Consider the following 17,353-nt stretch of genomic DNA (forward strand, 5'->3'; position numbering starts at 1 on the left):
TGTGGCTCCCGCGCACATGGCCCGCGCCGGGGGGTCACGCTTACCGTTCCCGTCCATGACCAGCGATCTGGACGGGCGCACCGCCCTCGTCACCGGCGGGGCCGGCGGTATCGGCCTGGCCTGCGTCCGCGCTCTCGCGGCGGCCGGGGCCAAGGTGCACGTCGTCGACATCGACGCCGGGCGCACCGAGGCCGTCGCCGCCGAGGTCGGGGGCTGGGCGCACGTCGCCGACCTGACCGATCCCGGCACGATCACCGCCCTCCCCGCCGAGGTCGACGTCCTGGTCAACAACGCCGGGATCCAGCACGTCGCGCCCCTCGAAGACTTCCCACCGGACGTGTTCACCCGCATCCAGGCGCTGATGGTCACCGCTCCCTTCCTGCTCATCCGCCACACGCTCCCGGCCATGTACGCCCGGGGGTGGGGGCGGATCGTCAACATGTCGAGCGTCCACGGGCTGCGCGCCTCCGCCTTCAAGTCCGCCTACGTCGCCGCCAAGCACGGGCTCGAAGGACTCTCGAAGGTCGCCGCGCTCGAAGGCGCCGAACACGGCGTCACGAGCAACTGCGTCAACCCCGGCTACGTCCGCACGCCGCTGGTCGACGGGCAGATCGACGCCCAGGCCGCCGAGCACGGCATCCCGCGCGAGGACGTCGTCGCCGAGGTCCTGCTCCGGCGCGCCGCCATCAAGAAGCTCATCGAAGCCGACGACGTCGCTTCCCTGGTGACGTGGCTGTGCTCACCGCACGCCGGCCACGTCACCGGGGCGTCCATCCCGCTCGACGGTGGCTGGACAGCCGCGTAACGCCGCCTGAAACCCCGTCACCACAAGGAAGTGGAGCCCGCAGTGAGTCAACCGAACCGGTCGGCGATCGCCAAGATCGTCGGCGCGAGCCTGATCGGCACCACCATCGAGTGGTACGACTTCTTCCTCTACACCTCGGCCGCCGCGCTGGTGTTCAACAAGCTGTTCTTCCCGACGGCGAACCCCTTGACCGGCACGCTGCTGGCGTTCCTGACCTACGCGGTCGGGTTCCTCGCCCGCCCGATCGGCGGCCTGGTCTTCGGCCACTACGGCGACCGGCTCGGCCGCAAGAAGCTCCTGATCGTCAGCCTGGTGCTGATGGGCGGCTCGACCTGCCTGATGGGCGTGCTGCCGACGTACGCGAGCGCGGGTGTCGCGGCGCCGATCCTGCTGACGCTGCTTCGCCTCGTGCAGGGCTTCGCGCTGGGCGGTGAGTGGGGCGGGGCCGTCCTGATCGTCTCCGAACACGGCGACGACCGCCGCCGCGGGTTCTGGGCGAGCTGGCCGCAGTGCGGCGCGCCCGGCGGCAACCTCCTGGCGACCGCCGTCCTGGCGATCCTCTCGGCGACGCAGTCCGACGCGACGTTCATGGCGTGGGGCTGGCGCGTCCCGTTCCTGCTCTCCGGCGTGCTGCTGCTCATCGGCCTGTGGATCCGGCTGGCCGTCGCCGAGTCGCCGGTGTTCCTGGCCGCCCAGAAGCAGGCCGAGGCGCACACCGACAAGCACGTGCCGGTCGTCGAGGTCTTCCGCAACAGCTGGCGCCAGGTGCTGATCACGATCGGCGCCCGGATGGCCGAGAACGTCTCGTACTACGTGATCACCGCGTTCATCCTCGTGTACGTCACGACCGGGCTGCACCTGCCCAAGGGCGTCGGCCTGAGCGCCGTGCTCATCGGCTCGGCCGTGCACTTCGTGACGATCCCGCTGTGGGGCGCGTTGTCCGACCGCGTCGGCCGCCGTCCGGTGTACCTGTTCGGGGCGATCGGGATGGCGCTGTGGAGCTTCGCGTTCTTCGCGCTGCTGGACACGAAGTCGTCGGCGGTGATCGTGCTGGCCGCGACCGTCGGGCTGGTGCTGCACGGCGCGATGTACGGCCCGCAGGCCGCGTTCTTCGCCGAGCAGTTCCCGACGCGGGTGCGCTACACCGGGCTTTCCGTCGGCGGCCAGCTGTCGTCGATCGCCGCGGGCGCCGTCGCCCCGCTGATCGCCGTCGCGCTGTTCTCCACCTGGGGCAGCACCGTGCCGGTGTCGCTGTACGTCGCGGCGATGTGCCTGATCACCGTGATCGCCCTGCTCGCGGCCCGCGAGACACGCGGCGAGTCCCTGCATGACGAGGGCGTCGAGGCGGAACCGGCGGCCGTTTCGCCCTAGCATGACGGCCGTGACCGCACCCACGGACGCGTTGCGCCGGCTGCTCGACCTGCTCGCCTCCGGGGCGAGCAGCGAGCAGCTGGCGCACGTCGTCGTGGCCGCCCGCGCCGAAGGTGCCCTCGGCCCGGCCGACCTGACCGCACTGGCCAGCGCGGGCGAGCTGGCCCTGCGCATCCGCGAGACCCTCGCGGAGCACCGGCGGCGCGAGGCCCAGCTCGGCGCCCTGTTCGACACCGCGAGCGAGCTCGCCGCACTGTCCGATCCGGACACCGTGCTGCGCTCGATCGTCCGGCGGGCGCGGGCCCTGCTCAACGTCGACGTCTCCTACCTGTCGCTGAACGACGAGGCCGAAAACAAGACGTACGTCCGGGTCAGCGACGGGTCGGTGTCGGCGGAGTTCCAGCAGATCGTGCTCGGCATGGGGGAGGGCCTCGGCGGGCTGGTGGCGCAGACCGCGCGGCCGTACTCGACCGCGGACTACTTCCACGACGACCGGTTCAAGCACACCCGCCACATCGACTCCGGAGTCCACGACGAGGGACTGACCGCGATCCTCGGCGTCCCCCTGGCCATCGGCCCGAAGGTGCTCGGCGTCCTCTTCGCGTCCGATCGCGGCACGCGGGAGTTCTCCGCGGACGAGGTGGCGCTGCTGTCGTCGCTCGCCGACCACGCGGCGATCGCGCTCGACAGCGCGAACCTGCTCGACCAGACCCGGCGCGCCGTCGCCGAGCTCAACGAGGCCAACGCGACGATCCGCGCGCACACCGAAGCGATGGAACGCGCCCAGGACGCGCACGACCGGCTGACCGACCTGGTGCTGCGCGGCGGCGACCTGCCGGACGTCGCGGCGGCCGTCGCCGGGGTCCTGCACGGCGACCTCACGGTCTACGACGCCGACCGCACGGTGCTGGCCAGCTCGGCTTCCCCGGCCCCGCTGGACCCGGACGCGCTGTTCGCGGCCCGCGCCGCCGGCCGGGCGGTGTCCACAAAGGACGCCTGGGTGTGCGCGGTGCAGGCCGGCCCGGAGGCACTCGGCAGCCTGGTGCTGACCGGCCGCGCGGGGCTCTCCGACCCGGACCGGCGGCTGTTCGAGCGCGCGGGCGTCGTGACGGCGTTGCTGCTGATGCTGCGGCGGTCGGTGGTGCGGGCCGAGGACGAGGTCCGCGGCGAGCTGCTGACCGACCTGCTGAGCGCGCCCGACCGCAACCCGCGGGCGCTGCTGGCCCGCGGCCGCCGGCTGGGGATCGACCTGTCGGCACCGCACGCGGTGCTGGTCGCGCACGCGGACGGCGGCTCCCGGCGGCGCGTGGCGAGCGCGGCCGCCCGCCACGCGACGCTGGTCGGGGTGCACGCGGAGGAGGTCGTGCTGCTCGGCGCGGGCGATCCGGACGAACTCGCAAGGCGCGTGGCGGCCGACCTCGGCGCGGCGACGGGCCGCCCGGTGACGGTGGGCGCGGCGGGCCCGGCGAGCGGCCCGTCGTCGATCGCCGCGGCCCACGGCGAAGCGGCACGGTGCGTCCGCGCGCTGCTGGCACTGGGCCGCACCGGCGAGGGCGCGGCGATGGCGGGGCTGGGGTTTCTGGGGCAGCTGCTGGGAGATCACGCGGACCTGGACGGGTTCGTCCGGCAGACGCTGGGACCGGTCTTGGACTACGACGCGCGCCGGGGGACGGAGCTGGTCGCGACGCTGCGGGCGTACTTCGCGAGCGGTTCGCAGCTGGCGCGGACGAAGGATGTGCTGCACGTCCACGTGAACACGGTGGTGCAGCGGCTGGAGCGGGTGGCGTCGCTGCTGGGGGAGGAGTGGCAGGCGCCGGACCGGGCGCTGGAGATCCAGCTGGCCCTGCGGGTGCACCGGCTGGGCGGGTGAGGGTTACCGGCTGACGCGGCCGCCGGCTTTCCCCGCCGCGGCCAGTGTCGGGCGGCGGTGTGTGCGGCGGCCGCGTCGGAAGCGGCCCCGCGGTGCAGCGGCTGGGCGCGACCACCAGCTTTCCTCGTCGGGGCCCGCGTTCGGCGGCGGTGCCCGCGGCGGCGGCGTTGGCGAAGACCTCTTCGACTGTCGCGCGGAAGCGGCCTGGCGGGCGCATCGGCTGGGCGGCGAGGGCTACTGGCTGACCGCGATCACCAGCTTTCCCCGTCGCGGCCCGCGCTCGGCGGCGGTGTGCGCGGCCGCCGCGTCCGTAAACACCTCCTCGACCGGCACCCGGAACCGGCCCTCCTCGAACAGCGCCGCGGCCGCCGCCAGACCGTGCCGCCCGTCCGGCTCGCCCGCGAACGCGCCGACCGACACGCGGACCCCGTGGGACGGCCCGCTGAAGTCGGCCAGCGTCACCACCGACGAGGGCGTTCCGGTCAGCGCGATCAGCTCCGGCAGCGAGCCCTTGCCCGCGACGTCGAGGGCCGCGTCGATCGGGCCGGTGACCCGCGTCGCCAGACCCGGGCCGTGCCGAACCGCCGTCGCGCCCAGGCTTTCGACGAACTCCGGGTCGCCCGCCGTTCCGATCACCCGGGCGCCGCGGGCGAGGGCCAGGCCCACCGCGAGGCTGCCGACTCCTCCGGACGCGCCGTCGACCAGCAGGGTCATGCCCTCCCGGACGCCCAGGAGGTCGAGCGCGCGGGTGGCCGTCTCGATCCCGGACGCCGCCGCGCCCGCCTGCTCCCACGGCATCGACGCCGGCTTGGGTGCCCAGAACGCCAACACCGCGAACTCGGCCGTCGCCCCGCCGAGCCGGGTGATGTCGACCGCGCCGAACACCTCGTCGCCGATGGCGGCTCCGGGACCGGCCTCGTCCACGATGCCCGCGGCGTCGACGCCGGGGATGTGCGGCAGGGTGATCGGCGAGCGCGACTTCCCCGCGCGGATCGCCAGGTCCACCGGCGACACGCCGGCCGCCCGCACGCGGATCCGCACCTCGCCCGGCCCGGCGTGCGGCTCCGGGAGCTCTCCCGTGGACAGGACCTCGGGCGGGCCGAACCGTTCGAACCGGGTTGCGAACACGATCACTCCTCCACGGGCGGACTCCCTGACCGCGCCTACGCTAGGAGTGATCACCGGCGACGAGCGGGGAAGTGAGAGCCGTGCGGGACGAACTGACTCGGAAACGCAGGGCGGACGCCGAGGACAACCGCCGGCGGCTCGTCGCGGTCGCGCACACGGCCTTCGCGCGGCACGGCCCGGACCTGCCGGTGCGGGAGATCGCGCGGCGCGCGGGCCTGGCGCCCGCGACCGTCCACCGGCACTTCCCGTCCCGCGACGACCTCCTCGCGGCCGTCCTCGCCGGCCAGGTCGACCGGTGCGAGGAGCAGCTGCGGGCCGCGCTCGCCGACCCGGACAGCCGCCGCGCGCTGACCCGCACGTTCCACCGCTTCGGCGAATGGCGCGTCGAGGAACCCGGGCTGACGGGCGTCCTCGAAGGACCGGAGTTCGCCGACCGGCGCCGGTCGCACGCCGAGGCGTTCGCGCGGCTGGTCGAGCGGGCCCGCGCCGACGGCGTCCTGCGGCCCCGGGTGTCCCTCGACGACGTCCGGCTCGCCCTGACGGCGACGACGTCGGCGCGGACGGGCCCGGAAGCCCGCCGGCTGACCGCCGTGCTGCTCACCGGCCTGCTGCGCTGAGTCCACGACCAGCCGCGGCAGACCGGCGCTAGCACTGCCCGTCGGCGAGGATCCAGTAGCCCGTGGACGTCTCGCGCAGCGCGTGGCTCGTGAACGTGTTCCACAGGCCCATCGCCTGGTTGGAGCCGTTCGCGTACGTCTGGCCGGCGCTCTGGTGCGCGCGGCCGGCCTGCGTGTGGGCGTAGTTGCTGGCGTTCACGCACGCGCCCGCCGGTGGGGTGGACGTCGTCGTCGTGGTCGGCGGCGGTGGGGTGGTGGTCGTCGTGCCGCCGGTGGATCCCTTGTCCAGCCCCCAGAACACGCCCGTGTAGTAGCTGGAGCAGATGCCGGCGAGGAAGTACGCGCCGGTGCTGCCGCACTGGGTCGCGCCGGTGCCCGGGTCGACCGCGGTGCCGTGACCCATCCCGGCGATCGAGTACAGCTGGACCTTGTCGCCGTACGTCGTCAACGTCGTGCCGCCGGGCAGAGACTGTGTGCTCGTCGGCGTCTGCGAGATCCCGTGCACCGCGGTCCACTGGTCACGCAGCTCGGTGCCGTTGACCGGGTAGACCGTGTAGTCGCCGGTGCCCTGCCAGATCGCGACGCGCGGCCACGGCCCGCCGTAGCCGGGGTACTGCGCCTTGACCTTCGACGCCCATTGCGCCGGCGTCAGGTTCTGGTTGTTCTGCTGGCAGCCCGACGCCTGCGTGATGCTGGTGGCGCACTGCGCGGGCAGTCCGGCGTCGATGCCACCGCCGGCGAAGACGTCCGGGTACGCGGCGAGCAGGTCCGCGGTCATCCCGCCGCCGGCCGAGAGCCCGGTGACGAACACCCGGGCGCGGTCCGAGCCGTGGTCGCCGACCGCCTTGTCCACCATGGCCTTGATCGACGCGGCCTCGCCCTTGCCGCGCGTGTCGTCGGCGGGGTCGAACCACGTGAAGCACTTCAGGGAGTTGTTCGCGGTGGACGTCTGCGGGAACACCACCTCGAAGCGCCACTTGTCGGCCAGCTGGGGCCAGCCGGAGTGGGCGTAGTAGTCGGCGGCGCTCTGCGTGCAGCCGTGCAGGGCGACGACCACCGGGCGGCCGGCCTCGAGCCCGGCGGGGGTGTAGGTGTACATGGCCAGTGCGCCGGGGTTGGCGCCGAAGTCGGTGACCTGCACGAGGGACGAGGCCGGCGGATCGGCGCTCGCCACCCCGACGGTGGTGAGCACGGCGGCGGTGATCGCGGCGAGTCCGGCGAAGGCGAGCTTGCGCATGGGGAGTCCTTCTCGTCGTTGAGAGGGTTTCCAGCGACGCTAAATCGGCCCGCTGGTTCGGACCATGTGGCCGTCCACCACATCCCCGCGGCGATTCATGGTGACCGGCGGGGTGGCTCTCGCCCGGTGCACGCGCTTGGGTTCTGTCCATCGAGACCGGAGGTGGACCGTGCGGAGATGGCTGGTTGTGGTTCTGGCGGGGACGCTCGCGGCGGCGCTGCCCGCTCCGGCGTCGGCGTCGGCCGGGGGCTGCCGGGTGGAGGTGCCCGGCGCCGAGAAGTCCGTGACGGTGTGCCTGGACGACCTGACGACGGCCGGCACGCTCGCGTCCGGGCACACCGTCGAGGCCGACTGGGCCGGGCTGACGTCGGCCGGGCTGCCGACCTACGGCCGCGTCCCCGGCGTCCAGGTCGACGGGTACTTCCCGGACACGTCGACGGCCAACACCAACAACGGCTGGAACCACGACGCGCAGTTCGTGCTGCGCCTGCCGTCGCACTGGAACGGCGGCCTGGTCGTCGCCGGTTCGCCGGGCGTGCGGCGGCAGTACGCGAACGACCGCGCGGTCGGCGACCAGGCACTGGCCGAGGGCTACGCGTTCGCCGCGACCGACAAGGGCAACACCGGCGCCGCGTTCTACGACGACGGCGTCCGGCCCGGCGACGCGCTGGCCGAGTGGAACACGCGCGTCACGCAGCTGACGCTGGCCGCTCGCGCCGCGGCGACGCGGTACTACCACCGTCCGGTGACGCGGACGCTGGCCGCCGGGCTGTCCAACGGCGGGTACCTCGTGCGGTGGCAGCTGGAGAACCGGCCGTGGCTCTACGACGGGGGCGTCGACTGGGAGGGGACGCTGTGGCGTGCCGATGGACCGAACCTGCTGACGTTCCTGCCGCCGGCGCTGCGTGCGTATCCCGCCTACGCGGCGGGGTCGGCGTCGGCGCATCAGTCCATTTTGGACGCCGGGTTCGCGCCGGGGTCGGAGTTCTTGTGGGACTACCACTACCGCGTCTACTGGGACCTGACCCAGCGGATCTACCGGGAAGAGGTGGATCCGTCGTTCGACGGCGCGCTGTCGGCCGGAACTCCGTTCTGTGCCTCGGGAACGCCGTCGTGTGACGCGGACTACGCGTACTCGTCGCGGCCGGCGTCGGTGACGCGGGCGGTGGAGCGGATCTCGCTGACCGGGCGGATCGGCAAGCCGCTGCTCACGCTGCACGGAACCCTCGACACGCTGCTGCCGATCACGAAGGACTCCGACGTCTACGACCGGATGATCACGTCGGCGGGACGCGGGTCGCTGCACCGGTACTACCGGGTCGAGGGCGGCAACCACGTCGACGGGCTGGTCGACCAGTTCCCGGACCGGCTGCGGCCGCTGGGCCCGTGCTTCCGGACGGCGTTCGACGCGCTGGGCGGCTGGCTGCGCGGAGTGCGCCCGCCGGCTTCGGAGACCATCGAACGCCCGGCCGGCGCGACTCCGGCGGACCTGGCCCGCAGCTGCTCGCTGGGCTGAGCCGTGCACAGCCCGGCGCCGGTCAGTCGCCCTTGATGAGGTGGGTGGCCAGTGCCGGGCTGAACGTGCCCGCCGGAATTCCCGTGCCGTAGCCGCAGCTGCCGTCCGAATCGCCCGGGACCTTGATCCACAGCTGCATCTCCGGGCCGCCGCCGAGCTGGGACGGCGAGCCCAGCTTGCGCTTCGGCGGGTTGCACCACTCGGAGTCCGTGCCGTGGCCGGTGCCGTTGCGGCTGGTGTCCACGACGAACGGTGCCGCGTAGCCCAGGGCCGCGTCGACCGCCTTGCCGTACGTCGTCGAGTCCGCCGTGGTGTAGAAGTTCGACACGTTCAGCACGAACCCGTGGATCGACCACACGCCCGCCGACCGCAGGCGCGTCGCCATCGTCGCCGCCGGGATCCAGGTCGCGTTGCCGCCGTCCAGGTACGCCCAGGTGTTGGGCGCCTTCTGCGCGAACTGGGTCGCGGCGTAGTTCAGCAGGTCGAGCCGGGTCTGGCGGGCGTCGCCGGGGAGGCAGTCGAGCTGGGCGAGCGCGTCCGGCTCGATGATCACCACCGCCGGCTTGCCGCCGATGCCGTCGGCGAACGCGGTGATCCAGTCGCGGTAGGCCTGCGGGCTGCCCGCGCCGCCGGTCGACTCGCCGCCGCAGTCGCGGCCCGGGATGTTGTAGGCGACCAGCACCGGCAGCTTGTCGGCGACGTCGGCGGCGTAGGTGAACCCGTCGACCGCCGCGCGGACGTCACCGCTCCAGCTGCCGAACCAGCGCGCGCCCGGCTTGGTCGCGATGGACGTCCTGATCGGGCCGGCGAGGCTGTCGCCGGGGTGGTCCCGGACCCACACCGCCGGGTTCGAGTCCGGGTCGACGTAGAAGCCGTTCGTCTTCTCGAGCGGGTTGCCGTCGGCCGCCAGCGCCGGGGACGCGAGCCCGGTGAGCGCCAGCGCCGCGGCCACGAGGAGGGTCGGAATACGCATTCGGCGAGTTTGCCGCGACGGCGTACACGAGGCGTACAAGAAGAAAACTGAACCGGACGCCGCCAGCGGCCGTACTACTGGATGAGGGGCTCGTCGCGGCTACCCGAAAACCGGTCTCGACCTGCGGTTTCACCACCCGGATGGGCCACCCCGTTCGGCCGCTTGCGGGAGCGATGCCCGTCGTTCATGATGGGGCTCCGGGGTCCGCGAACCATTCGTTCACGTCGAATATCCAGGTGTCGGCCATGCTTCGGAAGAACCGCAAGTCCGGAAGTGAACGCCATGCTGCTACCCGTCGCCGGGGCCTCCTGATGGCCGCGGACCTGTCCGGTTTCGCCATCATCGCCGGCCTGCTGCTCCCGGCGCTCGCCGCCGCGGCGTGGGCCATCTCGCTCGAACGCCGTCCACGCGGGGCGACCGCCGCGGCGGAGCCCGACCCCGAGCCGGACTGGACGGTGGCCGGCATCCAGGCCCGCCTCCGCTTCGAGCAGGCGGCGCGACGGCTGGCCGAAGCGGGCACGATCGCGCTGCCGACCCTGCCGATCCCGGAGCAGGTCGGCCGTGACGCGTCGCCGGACCAGCTGCCGCGGCGGGTGCCGCGCACGAGCCCGCCGGTCCGCTCGTCCGCGGGCCGCTTCCTGCTGCCGCGGCTGGCGTTCGCGGCCCCGGACAACGAGCTGATGCGGCGCATCCTCGACGGCTTGCGCAAGATGGACTGACCCGCTGTCGATCCGCGGTGCCGCCGTTCGTACAGGAGGTGAAAGCCACCTGGACGAAAAGGATCACCCGATGCGTTCGATCAGCGTCACCATGAGCGTCACCCTCGACGGCGTCGTGCAGGGCCTCGGCCGGCCCGACGAGGACACCCGCGGCGGCTTCGCGCACGGCGGCTGGGGCAACCGGTACCAGGACGACGTCCTGGCCCGGGAGATGGGCCAGGGCATGAGCCGCGCCGGTGACATGCTCTTCGGGCGGCGGACCTGGGAAGACTTCATCGGCGCCTGGGCCGGGCGCGAGGACGGCAACCCCTTCACCGCCCACATGGACGCCGCCACCAAGTACGTCGCCTCGACCACCCTCGACGACGCCGCGGCCTGGCAGAACTCCGTGCTGCTCGCCGGCGACGCCGAGAAGACGGTCGCCGAGCTGAAGGCGCGGCCCGGGAACGACCTGTCCGTCATCGGCAGCGCCTCGCTCGTGCACTCCCTGCACGCCGCGGGCCTGGTCGACCGCTACACGCTGCTGATCCACCCGCTGACGCTCGGCGGCGGCCTCCGCCTGTTCGAGGGGCCGGCGCCGCTCACCGAGTTCACGCTCACCAGCAGCGTCCCGACGACCAAGGGCGTGATCATCGCCCGGTACGAGCGTCGCTGAGGGCCGCCGGCGACTCCGCCTCCGGGATCAGCAGCCGGGCCGCGCCCGAGCCGTCGGCCGGGACCGACCAGACGTCCGCGTGGCCCGGCCCGCGGGGCACGCCGTAGCCGATCGTGTGGTCGTCGAGCCACGCCGGCTGGTCGTCGACGCTGCGGGTCTCGGCCAGCGGCGTCACCTCCGACGTCGTCAGGTCCACGACGGACAGCCGCCAGCCCTTCGCCGGGTCGTCGTCCACAGCGGACTTGAACGCCACGCGCGTCCCGTCCGGGGAAAGGGACGGGCACTCGACGTTCTCCCGCAGCGTCCGGACCGTGTGCGCGGCGAAGTCGCCCGCGACGAGGTAGCGGTGCCCGGCCGTCGCCATCGTCGCGTAGAAGCGGCGGTCGTCGCGGGTGAACGTGACGCCCCAGAAGTTGAGGTCCGCGGCCTGGTACGACTTCCCGTCGAGCGTCACCGCGTAGTCCTCGAGGGTGCCGGCCAGGTCGCCGGTCGCCGTGTCGAGGATGCCGGCCCGGGTGGAGAACATGCCGCCGTTGTAGGAGTCGCCGGTGACGAACACCGTCCACGCGAGCATCCGGCCGCTCGCCGACACCCGGGCCCGGTTCGGCAGCCCGACCAGCGGGATCTCCCGGGTCACCGCGAGGCCCGCGTCGAGCACCGCCAGCTGGTAGGTGGTCAGGTCGCCGTCCTGGCGCAGGCAGAGCCCGGTGCCGCCGGCGGCGTACACCCGCGCGCACGAGAGCGGGGACACCGTCCGCGCTCCGCCGGGGTCGGCGGCGGACACCGTGGCGACGTGCCCGCGGTCGGCGTCGGCCGTGCTGCGGAACAGCAGCCGCGGGCCGGGGGACAGGCTCACCGCGCCGGTCGCGGTGACGTCGTGGCCGCGCGCGCTCGCGAACCCGACGTACGCGACGGCGGCCCCGGCCAGCACAAGGATGCCGGCGACCGCGATCAGGATCCGCGTCTTCACGAGACCGCCTTCCGGGGCGAGAGCACCACGAACGTCACGCCGATCGCGACCACCGCCGCACCCGCCGCGACGCCGATCGCGAGCTCCGCGCCCCAGAACTGCCAGGCGAGTCCGAAGAGGACGGACGAGGCGAAGTACGCCAGCGCCTGCGCCGTCTGCACCAGCGAAATCCCCGTGGTGCGCAACGACTCCGGCAGCAGCGGACCGGCCAGGGCCATCAGGACGCCGTCGGTCGCCGCGTAGAACGCGCCGTAGAGCGCCAGTGCCAGCGCGAACAGCGGCCAGCCGGACACCGGCCCGGCCAGCAGCAGGTAGACGACCGCGAGCGCGCCGTAGCCGCCGAGCACCACCGGCAGCCGCCCGACCCGGTCGGCCAGCACGCCCAGCGGCGCGGCCAGCAGCAGGTAGCTGAGGTTGGTGCCGACCGCGAGCAGCGGGAACCAGCCGGTCGCGATGTCCTCCTTGTGCTGCAGCAGCAGGTAGACGAAGCCGTCGCCGACCGTGGCCAGGCCGAGCACGCACGCCGCCACCAGCAGGCGCCGCACGCCGCTGCCGCGCAGCAGGGCCGCCGCGGCGCGGGGCGAGACCGTCCCGGCGGCCGCTTTCGGCGTCCGGTGGTCGCGGACGAACAGGACCAGCAGGAGCACCCCGATCGCGGCGACGCAGAAGCTGACGACGAACACCGCGTCGAACGCCTCGGGGTCCGCCGTGCCGACCGCGGCCAGCACGGCGAGCGCGACCAGCGGCCCGGCGAACGCACCCATGCTGTCCATCGCCCGGTGCACGCCGAAGGCGCGGCCGAGCAGCGGTTCCGGCGCCGACAGGGTGATCAGCGCGTCCCGCGGCGCCGTCCGCAGGCCCTTGCCGGTGCGGTCGAGGGTGATCACCGCGCCGATCGCGGCCGCCGACGACCCGGCGGCGAGCAGGCCGAGCTTCATCACCGCGGACAGCGCGTAGCCCGCGCCGGCCACGACCTTGCGGCGGCGGACCCGGTCCGCGACGTACCCGCCGACGACCCGCAGCAACGCCGTCGCGCCGGTGTAGAGGCCGTCGACCAGGCCGTACGCGGCCGGGCTGAGGTGCAGCCCGAGCACGAGGTACACCGGCAGGACCGCGGTGACCATCTCCGAGGAGACGTCGGTGACCAGGCTGACGGCGCCGAGCGCGAAGACGTTCGCGCCGACCGCCGAGAGCTTGCCCTTCGCGGCGTGCTCTCGGCGGCCGATGGTGGAGAGGTACACGCGGGCTACTGCCAGACGTCGAGGATCGGCGACTTGCTCGCGGCGCCGCCGATGCCCGGCAGGCCGTAGGACGCCTCGATCGTGCGCAGCACGGTGTAGTGGTTGATCGACTCGCTGTAGCTGCCGACCTTGACGTGCGCGCCGGTGAAGCTGGTGAAGATCTGGTTGACCGACGTGCCGCTGTCCTCGTCGAAGGTGGTGATCAGCAGGCTGTTGTGCGTCTTGGCCCACTGCGCGTAGGCGTCGAGGTGGTTCTTGAGCCAGGTGTCGCCGGTGCCGACCGAGCAGTCGTGCATGTCGGAGCACATGTTCGGCGTCACGAAGGAGACCGTCGGCAGCTGGGTGAAGTCGGTGGGGAAGCTCGTGTAGCGGAGGTTGCTCGCGGCCGGGACGTTCGAGAAGTCCACCCAGCTGTTGTGCTTGCGCATGTAGGTGCCGCTGGAGCAACCGGTGTAGCCGTCGGAGGGCATCGACTCGGAGTAGCCCTTGAACGTCTTGCCGGCGCCGATCAGCTGCGCGCCGAGGTTGTCCTTGGCGCCGAGGTTGGCCGGGCAGCTGTCGCTGGTCACGCCCTGCGTCGCGCCCGAGAAGAGGGCGACGTAGTTGGGCTGGCTCGGGTGGGTGATCGCGAAGGAGTTCGTGAACTTCGCGCTCTGCGACGCGAGGGTGTTGAAGTACGGGGCGCTGGAGCTGCCGTTGATCGAGGAGTACTTCTTGTTCTCGAACATCACGAGGACGATGTGGTCGAACGCCGGCACGGTCGAGGCCGTGGGCTGCACCGCCGGCTCGTCCGTTCCGGTGACGGCGACCGCCGCGACGACACCGGCTGTGACCAGGGTGGCGGCGGCGAACGCGGCGAAGATCCGCTTGCGGATCATGGGTCCTCCAACGGTGGCGGGTGAGGGCGCCTCATGATGCCCACTCCACGCGGCCGGAACGTGCGCGTGTCGCGGTCCGGTTCGTGAACACCAGGAAACCTCCGGCGGACAACGGAAAGAGTGGGTTAATGCCTTTCCGGTGTCAACCTCCTAAGGTAGGTGTCCTTTGTGGACGGCCAGGGACTTGACAGGTCGCTCCCAGGTCGTTCAAAGGAACGGCGCCGAGACTCGGTCCCATGGAACCCACCCCGACCGGCGGCCCGGCCCGCCGAGAGCACGGCAGGCGCAAGGCCGCCCTGGTCACCGCGACGGTGGCGGTGCTGGGCGCGGCCACCGCCGGCGCGATCGGCTTCGGCCTTTCGACGGCTTCGGCCGACGACACCAGCACCTCGACCACGACCTCGACCGACTCCGGCAGCTCCGGCTCCCAGGACCAGCTCCAGTCCTCCGACAGCGGCGTGAGCTCCGGCTCGGGCAGCGCGCACACGGGCTCGGGCGCGTCGTGACCACGGCGGCGAGGGCGTTCCGCGCCCTGGGCACGACGGCGTCGGTGCTGGTCACCGACCCCGTACGGCTCTCGGAGGCGGCTTCGCTCCTGCGGGCGGAGGTCGACGCGATCGACGTCGCGTGCAGCCGCTTCCGGGCGGACTCGGAGATCTCGCGGCTGCACGAGCGGGCCGGCCGGCAGGTCCGGGTCGGGTCGCTGCTGGCCGAGGCGCTGGGCGCCGCGCTGCGGGCGGCCCGGCTGACCGGCGGGCTGGTCGACCCGACGGTCGGGGCCGCGGTACGGGCGCTCGGGTACGACCGCGACTTCGCACTGGTCGCCGCCGCGAGCGGTGCGGGGGTCGTGAGTGAGAAACAGTGTTCTAACCCTGTTTCTCACTCACGACCGGCTGCGGCGGGCCCGGCTCCCGCGCCCGGCTGGCACCGGGTGCTCTTCGACCCCGCCCTTCGCCTGGTCGTCCTCCCTCGCGGGGTCCAGCTCGACCTCGGCGCCACCGCGAAGGCCCTCGCCGCCGACCGCGCCGCGCGGCGGATCCACCGCGCGCTCGGGTGCGGTGTCCTCGTCAACCTCGGCGGTGACCTCCGCGTCGCCGGTCCGGAACCCGCCGGCGGCTGGCAGGTCGCGCTCGGCGACGACCACGCCGACGCCGTCGCCCGGCCGGACGCGAGCGTCTCCGTGAACAGCGGCGGTCTCGCCACTTCCGGCACCACCCGCCGGCGCTGGCACCACGCCGGGCGGACCGTGCACCACATCGTCGACCCTCGCACCGGCGACGTCGCACACCCGCGCTGGCGCACCGTGACCGTCGCCGCCAAGTCCACTGTGGACGCCAACACCGCGAGCACCGCGGCGATCGTCCTCGGCGCCGAAGCACCGCGCTGGCTCGAGGAACGACGCCTGCCCGCGCGGCTCACCTCCGACGCCGGCGACGTCGTCACGACGCCGGGCTGGCCCGCCGAAAGGAGAGCCGCATGAGCTCCGCCGTCTGGTACTTCAGCCGCGCGACCGGCCTCGTCTCACTCGTGCTCTTCACCGGCGTCGTCGTCCTCGGCGCGCTCGGCGCCGGCCGGTTCGCGACTCCGGCGTGGCCGCGGTTCACCGTCGCCGCCCTGCACCGGAACCTCGCGCTGACCAGCCTCGCGTTCCTCGCCGCGCACATCGCGTCGGCGATCCTCGACGGGTACGTCTCGCTGAGCTGGCTCGACGTCGTCGTCCCGTTCGGCTCCGAGTACCAGCCGCTCTGGGTCGGCTTCGGCGCCGTCGCGATCGACCTGCTGCTCGCGATCGTCGTCACCAGCCTGCTGCGCACGCGCATCCCGCCGCGCGCCTGGCGCGCCGTCCACTGGCTGGCCTACCTCTGCTGGCCGGTCGCGCTGGTGCACGGCTTCGGCATGGCCGAGGACGACGCCGCGTACGGCTGGATCGTCGCCCTCGACGTGCTGTGCGTGCTGGCCGTGCTCGGCGGCGTCGCCTTCCGGGCGACCCGCCGGGACGCCGACACCGCGACCCGCAAGCTCTCGGCGCTCGGAGGCACCCGATGACCATCCTGCCGACCCACCGCCTCGACCTGGCCGGTCACCGGCGCCGCACCGGCGTCGTGCCCTGGGTCGCCTACCACGGCGACGACGGCGGCGACCGGCTGATCGAAGCGGTCGCCGTCGCGGACCTGCGCGGCCGCGGCGGCGCGGGCTTCCCGACCGCGGTCAAGCTGCGCTCGGCCCGCGCGCCACGCTCGATCGTCGTCGCGAACGGCTGCGAAGGCGACCCGCTCAGCCACAAGGACGCCGCGCTGCTGACGTTGTCCCCGCACCTGGTGCTGGACGGCCTGCAGCTCGCCGCGCACGCCATCGGCGCCGGCGAAGCCGTGCTCTGCGTGCACGCGGGCAGCCCGGTGCTGCCGAGCGTCTTCGCGGCGCTCGCCGAACGCGACGACCGCGTGCCGGTGCGCGTCGAGGAGATCCCGCGCAGGTACGTCGCCAGCGAGGAGACGGCGCTCGTCCACCACCTGACGTCGGGGGACGCGCGGCCGCTCGGCAAGTCGCCGCGGCCCGACGAGCGCGGGGTGCGCGGCCGGCCGACGCTCGTGGACAACGTCGAAACGCTGGCACAGCTGGCTTTGGTGATCCTCCTCGGCCCGCTGCACTACCGCTCGGCGCGCGCCGAGCTGGTCACGGTGACCGGTGCGGTCCGGCGGCCCGGGGTCGTGGAGACGGCGCCGGGCGTGTCCCTGGCCGCGGTGCTGGCCGCGGCGGGTGGCGAAACCGAGCCGGTGCAAGCGGTGCTGACCGGCGGCTACGGCGGGACCTGGACCGCGGATCTCGCGGCCGGCGTGTCCGGGATTCCGGCGGTGTACGCGTTGCCGGCCCGGGCGTGCGGGCTCGAGTACACCGCGAAGGTGCTGGCGTTCCTGGCGGCCGAGTCGGCCCGGCAGTGCGGGCCGTGCATGTTCGGGCTGCCGGCGATCGCGGCGGACTTCGCGGAGCTGCTCCGCGGTGGCCCGTCGACGGCACGGCTGGCCCGCCGCCTTCCGCTGCTCACCGGCCGCGGGGCGTGCGCGCACCCGGACGGCGCGGCGCGGCTCGCGGCCAGCGCGTTGCAGGTGTTCGGTGCCGACGTGGCAGCGCACTCGGCCGGTGGCCGGTGCCGGGTTCTGGAGAGTGTGGCGTGAAGGTGACGGTGGACCCGATCGGGTGCCGGGGGCACGGGTTGTGCGCGGACCTGCTGCCGGAGCGGGTGCGGCTGGACGAGTGGGGTTATCCCGTGGTGGAGCCGGGTCCGGTACCGCCGGGGCTGCTGCCGGAGGCGCGTCGCGCGGCGGCCGCGTGCCCGGCGTTGGCGTTGCGGCTGCGGAAGGACTGAAATCCGGTC

Annotated in this window: 18 protein-coding genes; 12 read left to right on the forward strand and 6 right to left on the reverse strand. The window is 73.4% G+C overall.

The features are described 5' to 3' along the window. The first annotated feature begins 55 nt into the window (after window positions 1-55). From ACZ7OU_RS46860 to ACZ7OU_RS46870, 3 genes are read left to right on the forward strand one after another with little or no spacing between them, the layout of a single operon-like run. Window positions 56-805 (forward strand): 3-hydroxybutyrate dehydrogenase, encoded by a 750-nt coding sequence (locus ACZ7OU_RS46860; protein ID WP_470243576.1) that lies wholly within the window; start codon window positions 56-58, stop codon window positions 803-805. 42 nt (window positions 806-847) lie between these two features. Further along, window positions 848-2,176, forward strand: a complete 1,329-nt coding sequence (locus tag ACZ7OU_RS46865) for an MFS transporter (protein ID WP_470260232.1) — start codon at window positions 848-850, stop codon at window positions 2,174-2,176. 1 nt (window position 2,177) lies between these two features. After that, complete coding sequence (locus tag ACZ7OU_RS46870; RefSeq protein WP_470260233.1) at window positions 2,178-4,046, forward strand: helix-turn-helix domain-containing protein; 1,869 nt, start codon at window positions 2,178-2,180, stop codon at window positions 4,044-4,046. A 234-nt stretch (window positions 4,047-4,280) separates the two neighbouring features. Here the strand turns inward: ACZ7OU_RS46870 and ACZ7OU_RS46875 are convergent, their stop codons facing one another. Next, on the reverse strand, window positions 4,281-5,174 hold the full coding sequence (locus ACZ7OU_RS46875) for an NADP-dependent oxidoreductase (RefSeq protein ID WP_470260234.1): 894 nt from the start codon (window positions 5,172-5,174) through the stop codon (window positions 4,281-4,283). Window positions 5,175-5,254: 80 nt separating this feature from the next. Here ACZ7OU_RS46875 and ACZ7OU_RS46880 point away from each other — a divergent pair, with 80 nt between their 5' ends. Next, window positions 5,255-5,791 carry a TetR/AcrR family transcriptional regulator gene (locus ACZ7OU_RS46880; RefSeq protein ID WP_470260235.1) on the forward strand — a complete coding sequence of 179 codons (537 nt, stop codon included), beginning with the start codon at window positions 5,255-5,257 and terminating at the stop codon, window positions 5,789-5,791. 28 nt (window positions 5,792-5,819) lie between these two features. Here ACZ7OU_RS46880 and ACZ7OU_RS46885 read toward each other — a convergent pair whose 3' ends face one another. Then, on the reverse strand, window positions 5,820-7,028 hold the full coding sequence (locus ACZ7OU_RS46885; protein WP_470260236.1) for an extracellular catalytic domain type 1 short-chain-length polyhydroxyalkanoate depolymerase: 1,209 nt from the start codon (window positions 7,026-7,028) through the stop codon (window positions 5,820-5,822). A gap of 187 nt (window positions 7,029-7,215) precedes the next feature. Here ACZ7OU_RS46885 and ACZ7OU_RS46890 point away from each other — a divergent pair, with 187 nt between their 5' ends. Continuing rightward, window positions 7,216-8,544 (forward strand): 3-hydroxybutyrate oligomer hydrolase family protein, encoded by a 1,329-nt coding sequence (locus tag ACZ7OU_RS46890; RefSeq protein WP_470260578.1) that lies wholly within the window; start codon window positions 7,216-7,218, stop codon window positions 8,542-8,544. A 22-nt stretch (window positions 8,545-8,566) separates the two neighbouring features. Here ACZ7OU_RS46890 and ACZ7OU_RS46895 read toward each other — a convergent pair whose 3' ends face one another. Next, complete coding sequence (locus ACZ7OU_RS46895) at window positions 8,567-9,517, reverse strand: glycoside hydrolase family 6 protein (protein WP_470260237.1); 951 nt, start codon at window positions 9,515-9,517, stop codon at window positions 8,567-8,569. Window positions 9,518-9,762: 245 nt separating this feature from the next. Here ACZ7OU_RS46895 and ACZ7OU_RS46900 point away from each other — a divergent pair, with 245 nt between their 5' ends. Both ACZ7OU_RS46900 and ACZ7OU_RS46905 read left to right on the forward strand, forming a co-directional pair. Further along, on the forward strand, window positions 9,763-10,236 hold the full coding sequence (locus ACZ7OU_RS46900) for a hypothetical protein (protein WP_470243569.1): 474 nt from the start codon (window positions 9,763-9,765) through the stop codon (window positions 10,234-10,236). A gap of 70 nt (window positions 10,237-10,306) precedes the next feature. Beyond that, on the forward strand, window positions 10,307-10,891 hold the full coding sequence (locus ACZ7OU_RS46905; RefSeq protein ID WP_470243568.1) for a dihydrofolate reductase family protein: 585 nt from the start codon (window positions 10,307-10,309) through the stop codon (window positions 10,889-10,891). Here ACZ7OU_RS46905 and ACZ7OU_RS46910 read toward each other — a convergent pair. From ACZ7OU_RS46910 to ACZ7OU_RS46920, 3 genes are read right to left on the reverse strand one after another with little or no spacing between them, the layout of a single operon-like run. Beyond that, entirely contained in the window at window positions 10,866-11,861 is a 996-nt protein-coding gene (locus ACZ7OU_RS46910) for a hypothetical protein (RefSeq protein WP_470260238.1), read from the reverse strand. The two genes, ACZ7OU_RS46905 and ACZ7OU_RS46910, sit on opposite strands and share 26 nt — an antisense overlap. After that, window positions 11,858-13,102 (reverse strand): MFS transporter, encoded by a 1,245-nt coding sequence (locus tag ACZ7OU_RS46915; RefSeq protein ID WP_470243566.1) that lies wholly within the window; start codon window positions 13,100-13,102, stop codon window positions 11,858-11,860. Before ACZ7OU_RS46915 ends, ACZ7OU_RS46910 begins: the two co-directional genes overlap by 4 nt. A gap of 5 nt (window positions 13,103-13,107) precedes the next feature. Then, the gene (locus ACZ7OU_RS46920) at window positions 13,108-13,980 is read right to left on the reverse strand and encodes an alkaline phosphatase family protein (protein WP_470260239.1); all 873 of its coding nucleotides are present in this window, start codon (window positions 13,978-13,980) and stop codon (window positions 13,108-13,110) included. Between the two features lie 236 nt (window positions 13,981-14,216). Here ACZ7OU_RS46920 and ACZ7OU_RS46925 point away from each other — a divergent pair, with 236 nt between their 5' ends. The 5 genes from ACZ7OU_RS46925 to ACZ7OU_RS46945 are packed head-to-tail and all read left to right on the forward strand — an operon-like array spanning window position 14,217 to window position 17,344. Then, on the forward strand, window positions 14,217-14,486 hold the full coding sequence (locus tag ACZ7OU_RS46925; protein WP_470260240.1) for a hypothetical protein: 270 nt from the start codon (window positions 14,217-14,219) through the stop codon (window positions 14,484-14,486). Beyond that, window positions 14,483-15,460 carry an FAD:protein FMN transferase gene (locus ACZ7OU_RS46930; RefSeq protein WP_470260241.1) on the forward strand — a complete coding sequence of 326 codons (978 nt, stop codon included), beginning with the start codon at window positions 14,483-14,485 and terminating at the stop codon, window positions 15,458-15,460. Before ACZ7OU_RS46925 ends, ACZ7OU_RS46930 begins: the two co-directional genes overlap by 4 nt. Next, entirely contained in the window at window positions 15,457-16,026 is a 570-nt protein-coding gene (locus ACZ7OU_RS46935) for a ferric reductase-like transmembrane domain-containing protein (RefSeq protein WP_470260242.1), read from the forward strand. Before ACZ7OU_RS46930 ends, ACZ7OU_RS46935 begins: the two co-directional genes overlap by 4 nt. Continuing rightward, entirely contained in the window at window positions 16,023-17,153 is a 1,131-nt protein-coding gene (locus tag ACZ7OU_RS46940) for an NADH-ubiquinone oxidoreductase-F iron-sulfur binding region domain-containing protein (RefSeq protein WP_470260243.1), read from the forward strand. Before ACZ7OU_RS46935 ends, ACZ7OU_RS46940 begins: the two co-directional genes overlap by 4 nt. After that, window positions 17,150-17,344 (forward strand): ferredoxin, encoded by a 195-nt coding sequence (locus ACZ7OU_RS46945; protein ID WP_470243560.1) that lies wholly within the window; start codon window positions 17,150-17,152, stop codon window positions 17,342-17,344. Before ACZ7OU_RS46940 ends, ACZ7OU_RS46945 begins: the two co-directional genes overlap by 4 nt. The last annotated feature ends 9 nt before the right edge of the window (window positions 17,345-17,353 follow it).

This window comes from Amycolatopsis sp. NPDC114505, assembly GCF_055633615.1.

Coding starts and splice junctions, on each gene's coding strand:
- ACZ7OU_RS46860 (WP_470243576.1), top strand. CDS start 56: ATGACCAGCGATCTGGACGGGCGCACCGCCCTCGTCACCGGCGGGGCC.
- ACZ7OU_RS46870 (WP_470260233.1), top strand. CDS start 2,178: ATGACGGCCGTGACCGCACCCACGGACGCGTTGCGCCGGCTGCTCGAC.
- ACZ7OU_RS46885 (WP_470260236.1), bottom strand. CDS start 7,028: ATGCGCAAGCTCGCCTTCGCCGGACTCGCCGCGATCACCGCCGCCGTG.
- ACZ7OU_RS46895 (WP_470260237.1), bottom strand. CDS start 9,517: ATGCGTATTCCGACCCTCCTCGTGGCCGCGGCGCTGGCGCTCACCGGG.
- ACZ7OU_RS46900 (WP_470243569.1), top strand. CDS start 9,763: ATGCTTCGGAAGAACCGCAAGTCCGGAAGTGAACGCCATGCTGCTACC.
- ACZ7OU_RS46905 (WP_470243568.1), top strand. CDS start 10,307: ATGCGTTCGATCAGCGTCACCATGAGCGTCACCCTCGACGGCGTCGTG.
- ACZ7OU_RS46920 (WP_470260239.1), bottom strand. CDS start 13,980: ATGATCCGCAAGCGGATCTTCGCCGCGTTCGCCGCCGCCACCCTGGTC.
- ACZ7OU_RS46925 (WP_470260240.1), top strand. CDS start 14,217: ATGGAACCCACCCCGACCGGCGGCCCGGCCCGCCGAGAGCACGGCAGG.
- ACZ7OU_RS46935 (WP_470260242.1), top strand. CDS start 15,457: ATGAGCTCCGCCGTCTGGTACTTCAGCCGCGCGACCGGCCTCGTCTCA.
- ACZ7OU_RS46940 (WP_470260243.1), top strand. CDS start 16,023: ATGACCATCCTGCCGACCCACCGCCTCGACCTGGCCGGTCACCGGCGC.